10 protein-coding genes are annotated in these 13,036 nt (G+C 66.8%); 5 read left to right on the plus strand and 5 right to left on the minus strand.

What is annotated here, in order from left to right:
- Positions 1–85: 85 nt before the first annotated feature.
- Genes I6F37_RS14880 through I6F37_RS14890 form a run of 3 tightly spaced genes read left to right on the plus strand, consistent with a single transcriptional unit; the run spans position 86 to position 3,304 of the window.
- Complete coding sequence (locus I6F37_RS14880) at positions 86–940, plus strand: enoyl-CoA hydratase (protein WP_036009680.1); 855 nt, start codon at positions 86–88, stop codon at positions 938–940.
- A gap of 5 nt (positions 941–945) precedes the next feature.
- The gene (locus I6F37_RS14885; RefSeq protein WP_036009678.1) at positions 946–2,094 is read left to right on the plus strand and encodes an acyl-CoA dehydrogenase family protein; all 1,149 of its coding nucleotides are present in this window, start codon (positions 946–948) and stop codon (positions 2,092–2,094) included.
- 13 nt (positions 2,095–2,107) lie between these two features.
- Positions 2,108–3,304, plus strand: coding sequence for an acyl-CoA dehydrogenase family protein (locus tag I6F37_RS14890; protein WP_225142135.1), 1,197 nt, complete (start codon positions 2,108–2,110; stop codon positions 3,302–3,304).
- Between the two features lie 213 nt (positions 3,305–3,517).
- Here the strand turns inward: I6F37_RS14890 and I6F37_RS14895 are convergent, their stop codons facing one another.
- The 4 genes from I6F37_RS14895 to I6F37_RS14910 all read right to left on the minus strand — a co-directional run bounded on the left by I6F37_RS14895 (position 3,518) and on the right by I6F37_RS14910 (position 9,147).
- Positions 3,518–5,842, minus strand: a complete 2,325-nt coding sequence (locus tag I6F37_RS14895) for a xanthine dehydrogenase family protein molybdopterin-binding subunit (RefSeq protein ID WP_225142137.1) — start codon at positions 5,840–5,842, stop codon at positions 3,518–3,520.
- A 126-nt stretch (positions 5,843–5,968) separates the two neighbouring features.
- On the minus strand, positions 5,969–7,075 hold the full coding sequence (locus I6F37_RS14900) for a S1C family serine protease (protein WP_036009668.1): 1,107 nt from the start codon (positions 7,073–7,075) through the stop codon (positions 5,969–5,971).
- 167 nt (positions 7,076–7,242) lie between these two features.
- Positions 7,243–8,118 (minus strand): dihydrodipicolinate synthase family protein, encoded by an 876-nt coding sequence (locus I6F37_RS14905; RefSeq protein WP_036009666.1) that lies wholly within the window; start codon positions 8,116–8,118, stop codon positions 7,243–7,245.
- Positions 8,119–8,181: 63 nt separating this feature from the next.
- Positions 8,182–9,147, minus strand: coding sequence for a VOC family protein (locus I6F37_RS14910; protein WP_036009665.1), 966 nt, complete (start codon positions 9,145–9,147; stop codon positions 8,182–8,184).
- Positions 9,148–9,338: 191 nt separating this feature from the next.
- On the opposite strand from I6F37_RS14910, the gene I6F37_RS14915 reads away from it, so the two are divergent.
- Both I6F37_RS14915 and I6F37_RS14920 read left to right on the plus strand, forming a co-directional pair.
- Positions 9,339–10,205: a S1C family serine protease gene (locus tag I6F37_RS14915; protein WP_225151786.1), complete on the plus strand. Its 867-nt coding sequence runs from the start codon at positions 9,339–9,341 to the stop codon at positions 10,203–10,205.
- Complete coding sequence (locus I6F37_RS14920; protein WP_036028685.1) at positions 10,202–10,573, plus strand: response regulator transcription factor; 372 nt, start codon at positions 10,202–10,204, stop codon at positions 10,571–10,573. The genes I6F37_RS14915 and I6F37_RS14920 overlap by 4 nt, the downstream gene beginning before the upstream one ends.
- Positions 10,574–10,598: 25 nt before the next feature.
- On the opposite strand, the gene I6F37_RS14925 is transcribed toward I6F37_RS14920, so the two are convergent.
- Complete coding sequence (locus tag I6F37_RS14925) at positions 10,599–12,935, minus strand: Tex family protein (RefSeq protein WP_225151788.1); 2,337 nt, start codon at positions 12,933–12,935, stop codon at positions 10,599–10,601.
- Positions 12,936–13,036: the final 101 nt, after the last annotated feature.

Genomic DNA, 13,036 nt, shown 5'->3' on the forward strand with positions numbered 1-13,036 from the left:
GCAGGCTGACGCAAGCCTCTTGCCTCGCACCGGCCGACATAGTCAACTCCGGCAAAACAAGAGCGGAAACACCAGGGGGAACGCGATGTCCTCGTTCGAGACCATCCTCGTGGAACGGCCTGAGCCGGCGATCGTCCGTGTCGTGATGAACCGGCCCGAGGCGCGCAACGCGCAGAACCTGCAAATGACCTACGACCTCAACGCCGCCTTCGACGCGGCGGTGCTGGACGATGCGGTCAAGGTGATCATTCTCGCAGGCAACGGGCCGCACTTCTCCTCCGGCCACGACCTGCGCCCCGGAGACAAGAATACCGCTGGGGTCGATTTCCCGCCGATCGGAAATTGGGGTGGCTTTGCCGAGCCGAACGCCCATGGCCGGTTCGCCCGCGAGCAGGAAATTTATCTCCAGATCACCCGGCGCTGGCGCAATCTGGCAAAGCCGACCATTGCCGAGGTGCATGGCAAGTGCATCGCCGGCGGCTTGATGCTGGCCTGGGCCTGCGACCTCATCGTCGCCAGCGACGATGCGCAGTTCTGCGATCCCGTCGTCACCATGGGCGTGTGCGGCGTCGAATGGTTCGTGCATCCCTGGGAGCTGGGACCACGCAAGGCCAAGGAGTTCCTGTTCACCGCCGACAGCTGGAGCGCGCAGGAGGCGCACCAGCTCGGCATGGTCAACCAAATCGTGCCGCGCGCCGAGCTGTCGTCGCGCGTGCTGGAGCTGGCGCGAAGGATCGCAACAAAACCGTCCTTCGCGCTGAAGCTGACCAAGGAGGCGGTCAACCGCTCGGTCGACGTCATGGGCCAGCCGGCTGCGATCGACCAGGCCTTCGCGCTGCATCAGCTCTGCCACGCGCACAATCTCCAGGAGTTCGGCATGATCGTCGATCCATCCGGCCTGCATCCCTCCGTGCGCAAGCCGCCGGCCGCCGCGGAGTAGACGCGATGGATCTCAATCTCAGTGACGAGCAAAAGTTGCTGCGCGAAAGCGCGGAACGTTTCGTGGCCGAGAGCTACGATGCCGAGCACCGCCGCAGAATCGCGAATGATCCGCTCGGCTTCAGCCCGGCCGTTTGGAAGCAGTTCGCCGAGCTTGGCTGGCTGGCGCTGCCGCTTCCGGAAGAGTTCGGCGGGCTCGGCGGCGGCGCGGTCGACATCGGCATCTTGATGGAGGCCTTCGGCCGGGGCCTGGTTTCTGAACCTTATGTCGCAACAGTCGTGCTCGGGGCCGCGCTGATCGCCAGATGCGGCACCAGCGAGCAGAAGCAGGCGAGCCTGCCCAAGGTGGCGGACGGATCACTGAAGCTTGCCCTGGCGCATTCGGAGCGCGCCGCCCGGTTCGATCTTGCCAAGGTCACGACCAGCGCCAACAAGACCGGACAAGGCTGGCGCCTTTCCGGCAGCAAGATCGCCGTGCTCGACGGACATGCCGCCGACGAGATCATCGTCTCCGCCCATATCCACGATCATCGGGGCCCCTCGGGCCGGATCGGCCTGTTCCTCGTGCAGGCGACGACGTCAGGCCTCGTCATCAGTGATTATCCGCGTCTCGGCGGCGGACGCGCCTGCAACATCGAGCTGTTCGACGCGCATCTGCCGGAAGACGCCCTGCTCGGCGACGGCAGCGACGCCGTGCCCGCGATCGAATGGGCGATCGATCGCGCCATGGCCGCGCTCGGTGCGGAAGCTGTCGGCATCATGCAGACGCTGCTCGACACCACGCTCGACTACACCAAGATCCGAAAACAATTCGGCCGGCCGCTCTCCGCCAACCAGGTGATCCGCCACCGCCTCGCCGACATGGCGATGCAGGTGGACGAGGCCCGCTCGATGGCGCTGCGCGCGGCGTTGAAGGCCGATAGCGCGCCGATCGAGCGTGCCCGGGCAGCCTCGGGCGCGAAGGCGAAGATCGGCAAATGCGCGCGCTTCGTCGGCGAGCAGTCGATCCAGCTCCATGGCGGCATGGGCGTCACCGAGGAGCTTGAGGTCGGCGCCTATTTCAAGCGCCTCGTCGCGTTCGACACGCTGTTCGGCGGCAGCGCGCATCACTATGCCCGCCACGCCGAGCTGAGCCGCAGGGCCATCTCTGCTTAACAAGGAGCGCATCATGGACCTGTCGTTCAATGCCGAGGAGCGCGCCTTCCAGAGCGAGGTGCGCGGCTTCATCGCCAAGAATCTCACCGAGGAAATGAAGCGCGCGACCGCGCTGACGCCATCGGTGTTCTCCGATCCCGACATCGGCATGGCCTGGCAGCGCGCGCTGCACGCCCAAGGCTGGGGCGCGCCGGGCTGGCCGGTCGAATATGGCGGCCCCGACTGGACGCCGGCGCAGCGCTGGATCTTCGAGACTGAATGCGCCCGCGCCGGCGTGCCCAACGTCAACGTGATGGGCGTGAAGATGGTCGGGCCCGTCATCATCGGCTTCGGCAGCCCCGAGCAGAAGAATTTCTACCTGCCGCGGATTCTCTCCGGCGAGGATTATTGGTGCCAGGGCTATTCCGAGCCGGGCTCCGGCTCAGATCTGTCGTCCCTCAAGACGCGCGCGGTGCGCGACGGCGACGACTACATCATCAACGGCACCAAGATCTGGACCACGCACGCCCATCACGCCAACCGCATGTTCGCGCTGGTGCGCACCAGCGATGGGCCGCGGCAGCAGGACGGCATCAGCTTCATCCTGATCGACATGAAGACGCCGGGCATCACCATCCGTCCCATCCTCACCATCGGCGGCGACCACGAGGTCAACCAGGTGTTCTTCGACGACGTCCGCGTGCCCGTCGCCAACCGCGTCGGCGAGGAAGGCAAGGGCTGGACCTACGGCAAATATCTGCTCGAGTTCGAGCGCGGCGCGGGCATCGCCTCGGCCAAGCTGCGCGAAGGATTGAAGGCGGTTGCCGATCTTGCCGAGTCCGACCTCACGGGCCGCGCCATCGACAGCCCCGACATCGCGACGCGGATTGCCGAGGTCGAGGTCGACATCGACGCGCTCGAGATGACGGAGCTGCGCGTGCTCTCGGCACTCCAGACCGGCCAGAATCCCGGCGCGGTGTCGTCGATCCTGAAGCTGCGCAACAGCGAGATCCGCCAGGCCGTGACGCGGTTAGGGGCCGACGTGATCGGCCATGACGCCCTCGCCGTCGAGCCGATGCGCCCGCTCTACAAGCTCAACCACGAGCCGGCGACCCCTGAGGAGATGCTGACGGTGATGCCGGAATATCTCAACGGCCGCGCCTACACCATCTTCGGCGGCACCTCGGAGATCCAGCGCGACATCATCGCGAAGATGATGCTGGGGATTTGACGGGCGGGCTGGCGTGGATAGAGCCACTCGCTCGGTGTCGTCCCCGCGAAGGCGGGGACCCATAACCACAGGAAGATGTGGTTATGGGGACTCGGAGTTGCCAGCTTCGCACGACAACCACTTCCTGTGGTTATGGGTCCCGGGCTCGCGCTTTGCGCGCCCCGGGACGACGAGCTGAGTTTGGTGCAATAGCCTGCGCAACAGCTAGCGCACCTATCCCGCCGCCTTCGCGTCCCGGATCGCCTGCCAGATCTTCTGCGGCGTCAGGGGCGTGTTCAGCTGGGTGATGCCGAGCTCGGCGAGCGCGTCCATCACGCCGTTGGTGACGCAGGGCGGGCCGCCGATGGCGCCGGATTCGCCGCAGCCCTTGGCGCCGAGCGGATTGGTGCGGCAGGGCGCGGAATCATCCAGCGTCACTACGATCGGCGGCACGTCGTCCGCGCGCGGGATGCAGTAATCCTGGTAGCTCGCCGTCAGCAGCTGGCCGTCGGCATCATACGACACGCCTTCATACAGCGCCTGGCCGATGCCTTGCGCGACGCCGCCATGGATCTGGCCGGTGACCAGCATCGGGTTCACGGCGACGCCGACGTCGTCGACCGTGGTGTAGCGCACGACCTTGGAGACGCCGGTCTCGGGGTCGATCTCGACCTCGCAGATATGCGTGCCGTTCGGCCAGCTGGGACCATCGACCTCGCCTTCGGAATCGACGCTGAGCCTGGCGCCGCTCTCCTTCTCGGCGAGATCGAACAGGCTGATGCGGCGGTCGGTGCCGACCACGGTGAGCATGCCGCCCTGATATTCGATATCCTCGACCGAAGTCTCCAGCACGTTCGCGGCCTTCTCGCGCGCCTTCTGGATCAAGTCATTCGAGGAGACCGCAACCGCGGTGCCGCCGACGAACAGCGAGCGCGAGCCGACGCTGCCGAAGCCCATGGCGAGATCGGTGTCGCCCTGGACCACGTCGATCTTGTCCATGGCAATGCCAAGCGTGTCGGAGATCATCTGGGTGTAGGTGGTCTGCAGCCCCTGCCCCATCGCCATGGTGCCGGAATGCAGCACGACGCGCCCTTGCGAGGTCGCGTGCAGGCTGACCTTCTCGGTGTGAGCGCGGCCGCCGGTCCACTCGATGTAGGAGGTGAGTCCGCGGCCGTAGAGCAGGCCCTTCTTCTTCGCCGCCTTCTTGCGCGCTGCAAAGCCGTCCCAGTCGGCGAGCTTCACGGCGCGGTCGAGCATGTGCGCGAAGGCGCCGGAATCGTAGACCTGGCCGGCCGCATTGGTGTAGGGCAGCTGCGCCGGCTTGATGTAATTGGCCTTGCGGATCGCGCGCGGGTCCATGCCGATTTTTCGCGCAGCGGCGTCGAACAGGCGCTCGACGATGAACACCGCCTCGGGGCGGCCGGCGCCACGATAGGCCCCGACCGGCGCGGTGTGGGTCATCACCGACTTCACCTCGAAATGCACCAGCGGCAGATCGTAGACGCCGGTCTGCACGAATGGCCCGAGCACCAGCGGGATGATGTTGGCCGCGCCCGAGGAATAGGCCCCGGTGCAGCCGATCGACTTGACGCGATAGGCCAGCACCTTGCCCTTGTCATCCAGCGCGAAGGACGCCGTGGACGTGAGATCACGGCCGTGGGTACCGCCGACGAACTCGTCGGTGCGGTCGCCGCGCCAGCGGATCTTCTTGTTCAGCTTGGTCGCGGCATAGGCGACGATGCCGTCCTCGGGATAGAGATTGGTCTTCTGGCCGAAGCCGCCGCCGATGTCGCCGACCAGCACGCGGACACTGTCCTTGGGACGCTTCAGCACGGCTTCCGCCAGCACGTCGCGGGTCGAGGCCGGCGTCTGCGACTGCACGTGCAGCAGGAGACGGCCGGACTTCTTGTCGATCTCGGCAATGGTCGAGCGCGGCTCCATCGCGGACGGAACGAGACGCTGGCTGACGATATCGAGCTCGACGGTGTGCGCCGCCTTGGCAAAGGCCTCGTCGACCTTGGCGGCATCGCCGTAGCTCATGGCGCCGACGATGTTGTCGGGCGCCTCCGGCCACACCACGGGCGCGCCTGATTTCACCGCCTCGACGGGATCGACCACCGCGGGCTGCACATCGTATTCGACCGCGATCGCCTCGGCCGCGCTCTGCGCCTCCACGCGCGAGGAGGCCACCACCGCGGCCACGGCCTCGCCGGCATAGCGGACGACCTCATGGGCGAGCAGCCGGCGCGGCGGCACGGTCATCGGCTTGCCGTCCGGGCGCTTGAAGATGTTCAGCGTCGGGATGGTGCCGATGTCGTCCTTGACCAAGTCCGCGCCGGTGTAGATCGCGGCAACGCCCGGCATCGAAGCCGCGGCGCTGGTGTCGATCGAGACGATCTTGGCGTGGGCGTGCGGCGAGCGCAGCACGTGCAACCACAGCGCGCCGTCGGCCGGCTTATCGTCGATGAACTGTCCCTTCCCGGTGAGCAGCCTCTGGTCTTCCAAACGCTTGACGGGCTGCCCCGCTCCGAAACGCAAATTGCCGGGAAGAATGTTCATTCCGCTGTATCCTCGAGATCGGGAAAAACGACGGCGGCGGTTTTAACCGATTTTGCGCGCCAGACAACCGAGCCCCGGCACATCTGCGATGCGCGTCAGAGCCCCTTGCAGGGGCGGATTGGGCGGCTAGGACCTGTCGATATCGACAATGCTCACATTCACGTCACGGGTGTCCGAGCCGCGCTTGACCGTGAGCCGAACGGTCTTTCCGGCCCCGGCCTGCTCGAGCGCATCGGTCAGGTCGGCAAGGCGCCGCACCGGCTTGCCTTCCACCGCGGTGATGATGTCTCCGACCGCTCCCGTGGAAAAGTTGACGCCGCGAATCCCCGCCCGCTCGGCAGGACTGCCGGGGGCCGTCCGCACCACGATCACCCCTTCGACAGCAAGCCGGGTCGACACATCCTCGCCGGCGGCCACGATGCCGATGCCCGGCGTCGGCACGCGGCCGTTGCGGATCAGCTCGGGCACGATCCGGTTCACGACATCGACCGGCACCGCGAAGCCGATGCCGGCGTTCGATCCGGAGGGCGAGATGATCGCAGTCGTGACGCCGATCAGCCGGCCGGCGGAATCCAATAGCGGCCCGCCCGAATTGCCGGGATTGATCGCGGCATCGGTCTGGATGACGTTCGCGATCTCCCGGCCGCCATGGGTCGGGAGCCGGCGCTTGAGCGCGCTGATGATGCCGGAAGTCATCGACTGATCCAGCCCGAAGGGATTGCCGATCGCGAAAGCGGATTGTCCGACTTTCAGGTCGCTCGAACTGCCGAGAGCGATCGGCGCTGGAAGCTGGCGCACGCTGCGGATGCGCAACACCGCGAGATCGTAATTGGGCGCCGTGCCGACCAGGTCGACCTGGGCCACCTCACCCGAGGCAAAGCGCACGGCGATCTCGCCGCCATTGGCGACAACATGATTGTTCGTCACCAGGTGGCCGTCGCGGTCCCAGACAAATCCCGTGCCGGAAGCACCGCCGCCGGCCTGGCTCTCCTCGCCCATGAGGGGACTTGCCGCCGACTTGGCCGCAACCTGAACGACCGACGGCGATACGCGCTCGAAGATGTCGATGGTTGCCTTCTCGCCGTCCCACAGCGGCCCGCGCTGCTCGACGGCACGTGCGGAGGGCGCGGCCCATGGGACATACGAGACGGGGACATGCAGGATCTTCGCGGCCGTGACCGCGACCAGCAGGGCGGCGAAGGCTGCCGCGGCAATCGCATAGCGACGATTCATTGGGTGATCACCGTGTCTTGTGCTGAATGCGGGCTGTGAGATGCACATGCATGAAGTGGCAGGATCTCGCTTACGCAGCAACGTCGCAAACGCGCGGAAGTTTCTCGGTCAGGTATGGACCATTTTGCGCCCGGCACGGATGCCGGGGCATATTGCCGCGTGGCGAGCTATTCCAGCTCGCGCAGCGCCGTTTCCACGATTTTGCGCGCATCCGCCGTCAGTGGCGCCTGCGGCGGGACGGGGCCGCCGACGTCATAGCCCTGGATCGCAAGGCCGGCCTTGATGCACGCCGCGAGATTGAAACGGGCGAAGGCTTCGTTGATCCGCCACAGCCGCCGCTGCAGCGCCATGGCCTCGTCCCAGCGGCCGGCCGTGCATAGATCGTAGAGCATCACGCTCTGGCGCGGGATGATGCAGGCAGGTCCCGCCATCCAGCCGCGGCCGCCGATCAGCATCACCGCCGCCGGAATGTGGGCGGAGGCGGAGAACACGCGCAAGGAGTCCCCGCAGCGGTTCATGATCGAGAGCAGCCGACCGGTGTTGGTCGAGGCATCCTTGATGTAGCCGATGCGCGGATGCTCGGCGAGGCGCGCGATGACGTCGAGCGTGAGATCGGAGCGCTGGAATTGCGGATTGGTGTAGATGACGACGGGAATGTCGACGGCATCGGCAATGGCGCGGAAATAGGATTCGACCTGCGCATCGGCCAGGGGGAAATACGCCTCCAAAATCGCAAGGATGCCGTCGGCCCCACACTTCTGGCAGGCTTTCGCCTGCGCCACCGCATCCGCCGTTGCGGTCGAGGCGACGCCGGCGATAACAGGCACGCGCCCCTGCGCGGCCTCAATCGTGGTCTGCACGACCGCCATGCGTTGCGCGGCGTTCAGGTAAGCGAATTCGCCGGTCGAGCCCAACGGCGTCAGCCCGTGCACGCCGGCGCCGATCAGGTCGTCGCAGAGTTTTGCCAGCACGTTGGTTCGCACCGTGCCGTCGGCATCGATGGGCGAGACGAGATACGGAAAGACACCGTGGAATTCGGACATGCGGCGCGGATCCCGGTCGATTGGTTTGCGGCTGACGGCTATTACCAATGCCGGCGCCGGCGATCAAACCCTGAGCAGACGCACCCGCGTGCCCCAGGGATCGATCGCCTCCACCCCGTCCGCAAGCGCCGTGACCTTCACACCGCCTTTGCGCAGCCGTTCTTCCTGCGCGGCGAGCAGCTCCGGCTTCGCCATCACCAGCGAGAACCAGGCAAGACCGGTCGTGGACTCGTCGCGCTGGCCGGCGCCCTGGCTCTGCCAGACATTCATGCCGAGGTGATGGTGATAGCGGCCCGACGCCAGGAACGCGGCGCCGCTGCGGCGACGAGTCGGGTCGAGGCCGACGGTGCCGTGATAGAAGCTCTCGGCCTGGGCGAGATCGCCGACGCGCAGATGCATGTGGCCGATGCGCATTCCGTCCGGCGCCTTGGCATAATCGGGAACGCGCGTATTGGTGAGCGACAACAGGTCGGGAATGTTGAGCTCGTCGGTCGCCATCTTCACGCTACCCTCGCTCCATTGCCATTGCGAGGGGTCGCGGTCGGCATAGACCTCGATGCCGTTGCCTTCGGGGTCGTCGAGATAGACGGATTCGGAGACGAGATGATCGGCAAAGCCCGACAACGGCACGCGGTGCGAGGCGGCATGAACCAGCCAGCGCGCCAGATCCTTGCGGGTCGGCATCAGGAAGGCGGTATGGTAGAGGCCTGCGGCGCTGCGCGATTCAATCGCGGCTTCGGGACGGGCCTCCAGCACCAGCAGCGTGAGGCCTGATGTGCCGAGCTTGGCTGTGGCCGCCGAGCGCTCCATCACGGTGAGCCCGATCACATCGCGGTAATAATCTGCGACTTTGTCGAGGCTCTTCACCCGCAGCGTCACCATGCCGACCCGCATCGGCGTACGGCTGGCAAAGGTGGGGCCGCCGCCCTGCGCTGTGCCCTCGGCACGGGCCGCGGCTGCGGCGGCCATGGCGAGCGAGGTGGCGCCGGCGAGCTGCAGCAGGGTGCGGCGGGTCAAGTCGATGGTCATCGGTCGGGCTCGCTGGAAATCCTCGAGGCCAAATGGCCCAATTTTGGGATTGCTACACGTTCCCGTGAGGCGCTCCCAATCACATGTTCGTCGGTCGCGGTCTTGCGGAGGCCGTCCTTGTCCTGGCCACCCGGCCAGTTTCGCAATCGCCCGCGGCATCCCAGATTGAGGACAACTTACGGGAGCCCGCCATGACTGATCTTAGTCCCCTGTCCTCACTGTCCTCCGCGCTCGCGGACATTGTGGCGCGCACCGCGCCGTCCGTCGTCTCCGTGCATTCGCATCGCTCTCGCGCGACCGGCTTTGCCTGGAAGCCCGGCCTGATCGTCACCGCCGACGAGGCGCTGGCCGACGAGGGGGCAGTCGAGATCGCCCTTGCGGACGGCGGCACCGCGTCCGCCACGATCGTCGGCCGCGACCATACGACCGATATCGCGCTGTTGCGCACGGAGGCCGCCATCGCACCGGTCAAGCTCGCCGCAACCGTCCCGCCACTGGGCGCATTGTCGATCGTGGTCGCGACCAACCGGGAGACACCGAGCGCGGCGCTCGGGCTGGTGTCGGCGTCCGGAAAGAGCTGGCGTTCCTTGCGCGGCGGCGACATCGACTCGCGGATTGAGCTCGATGTCCGCCTGCGTGGCAGCCAGCAGGGCGGGCTCGCGCTCGACGCGTCGGGCGAAGCCTTCGGCATGGCCGTGCTCGGACCGCGGCGGGTGCTGGTGATCCCGACGGCGACGATCGAGCGTGTCGCGCCGCAGCTCGAGGCGCGCGGCCGCATCGCGCGCGGATATCTCGGCCTCGGACTGCAGCCGGTGCGGCTCGACGAGGGCATCGGCGCAATGGTGATGAACGTCGACAAGGCCGGGCCTTCGGCCGCGGCCGGCATCCGCCAGGGCGACGTGATCGTGGCGGTCAACGGCCAGAAGTTGTCGGGCGTGCGCGAGCTGTCGCGAACGCTGGGACCTGCAAGCGTCGGCGCGGAGGTCGACGTCGCCGTGCACCGTGGCGGCGAGCCGGTCAGCTTCAAGGTCACGGTCGGCGAAAGGCCGGAGGCGTGAGCGAGGACAAGACGGCCGAGATCGTATTGTCGCTGGAGATCGACGACCCCACACTCGCCGATCGCCTCGCGGCCCTGCTCGGCAATGTCGCCGGGCTTCGCCTCGCCGCGCCCGGCGAGCAGGCCGCCGCGACAATCATAGCCCGCGATCCGCGCATCAGCCCTGCGGACATCGCGCTGACGCAGCGCGAGCTCGACGTGCTGGCGCTGATGGCCGAAGGCGCCTCCAACAAGATGATCGCCCGGCAGCTCGGCATCTCCGTGCACACCGTGAAATTCCATGTCGGCTCGTTGCTCGACAAGCTCGACGCCACCGGCCGCACCGATGCGGTGGCGCATGCGGCGCGCCGCGGCGTGATCGAGCTTTGACAGCCCTAACGGCGCCGCTCAGCCGCTACACCCGCTTGCCGTTGTTCTTCTCCGCCGCGCGGCGCAGCGCTTCGGCGAGCGCGCCGCCGCCCGAAGATTCCTGCTTGCGCGGCGCAGACGACGTCATGCGGCTTGCGTTGCGCTGATTGTTGTCGCGCTGCATGCCGGGGGCGTCCTTCTTAGGCCCGACCTCGTCGTCGAGGCGTAGCGTCAGCGAGATGCGCTTGCGGGCCACCTCGAAGTCCAGCACCTTCACCTTGACGATGTCGCCGGGCTTCACCACCTCGCGCGGGTCCTTGATGTAGGTCTTCGACATCGCCGAGATGTGCACGAGGCCATCCTGGTGCACGCCGATGTCGACGAAGGCGCCGAAGGCGGCGACGTTTGTCACGGTGCCCTCGAGGATCATGCCCTTCTTGAGATCCTTGATCTCCTCGACGCCTTCCTTGAACACCGCCGCCTTGAACGCAGGGCGCGGGTCGCGACCGGGCTTTTCCAACTCGCGAAGGATGTCGGTGACGGTCGGCAGACCGAAGGTCTCGTCGACGAAATCCTTCGGCTTCAGCGTGCGCACGACGTCGCTGTTGCCGATCAGCGCCTTGATGTCGCTCCTGGTCGCTTCGAGAATCCGGCGCACCACGGGATAGGCTTCTGGATGCACGCCGGAGGCATCGAGCGGATCCTCGCCGCCGAGGATACGCAGGAAGCCCGCGCACTGCTCGAACGCCTTCGGCCCGAGCCGCGGCACGTCCTTGAGCGCCTTGCGCGACTTGAACGGGCCGTTGGCGTCGCGATGCGCCACGATGCTCTGGGCAAGGCCGGAGCCGACGCCCGACACGCGCGCCAGCAGCGGCGCGGAGGCGGTGTTGACGTCGACGCCGACCGCGTTCACGCAATCCTCGACCACGGCGTCGAGCGATTTGGCGAGCTTGGCCTGGCCGAGGTCGTGCTGATACTGGCCGACGCCGATCGCCTTCGGCTCGATCTTGACGAGCTCGGCGAGCGGGTCCTGCAGGCGCCGCGCGATCGACACCGCGCCGCGCAGGGTGACGTCGAGGCCGGGCAGCTCCTCCGAGGCGAAGGCCGAGGCCGAATAGACGGACGCGCCGGCTTCCGACACCACGATCTTGTTCATCTTCAGCTCAGGCAGACCCTTGACCAGCTCGGTGGCGAGCTTGTCGGTCTCGCGCGAGGCGGTGCCGTTGCCGATCGCGATCAGCTCGACGCGGTGCTTGATTGCGAGCCGGCCGAGCGTCGCCAGCGACTCGTTCCATTGCCGCTGCGGCTCGTGCGGATAGATCGCGGTGGTGTCGACCACCTTGCCGGTGGCATCGACGACGGCGACCTTCACGCCGGTGCGGTAGCCGGGATCGAGCCCCATGGTGACGCGGGTGCCGGCGGGCGCGGCCAGCAGGAGGTCACGCAGGTTCGAGGCGAACACGCGCACGGCCTCGGTCTCGGCCGAATTCCACAGCCGCATGCGCAGATCGATATTGAGATGCACCTGGATCTTGGTGCGCCAGGCCCAGCGCACGGTATCGATCAGCCAGCGGTCGCCGGGACGCTTGAGATCGGCAATGCCGAACCGCTTCATGATCTTCAACTCATAGGCGCTCGGCACGCCCGGCGGCGGCGCCTCGGCCTCGGGCTGAATTTGCAGGTCGAGAATTTCTTCTTTCTCGCCGCGGAACATCGCGAGGATGCGGTGCGAGGGCAGTTTTGTCAGCGGCTCGGAGAAATCGAAATAGTCGGCGAACTTCTCGCCCTCGGTCTTCTTGCCGTCGCGCACCTTGGAGGCCATGCGCGCATTGGTCCACATCTCCTCGCGCAGGGCGCCGATCAGATCGGCGTCCTCGTCGAAGCGCTCGACCAGGATGGCGCGGGCGCCGTCGAGCGCGGCAGCGGCGTCAGCGACGCCCTTCTCGGCGTTGATGAAGCCTTCGGCGACCACCTTCGGATCATTGCCGGGCTCAGCCATAAGCTGATTGGCGAGCGGCTCGAGGCCGGCTTCCTTGGCGATCTCCGCCTTGGTGCGGCGCTTCGGCTTGAACGGCAGATAGATGTCCTCCAGGCGGGCCTTGCTGTCAGCGGCCATGATGGTGGCTTCCAGCGCGGCGTCGAGCTTGCCCTGCTCGCGAACCGATTCGAGGATGGCCTTGCGGCGGTCCTCGAGCTCGCGCAGGTAAACCAGGCGCTCCTCCAGAGTGCGCAATTGCGCGTCGTCGAGCGCACCGGTCGCTTCCTTGCGGTAGCGGGCGATGAAGGGAACCGTGGCGCCGCCGTCGAGCAGCGTCACCGCCGCCTCGACCTGCTCGGCGCGAACCCCAAGCTCCTGCGCAATTTTCTGGTTGATGTTTGCCACGCGAGATTCCCTACAATCCAAGCACGCGGGCGCAGGGGCGAACCACCGGCCGCGGGACGCCGCTTATGGACCAACCAAGGTTGATTCATCAAGGTGCGGTG

The organism is Bradyrhizobium sp. NBAIM08, from assembly GCF_020193935.1.
Lineage (GTDB): Bacteria > Pseudomonadota > Alphaproteobacteria > Rhizobiales > Xanthobacteraceae > Bradyrhizobium > Bradyrhizobium yuanmingense.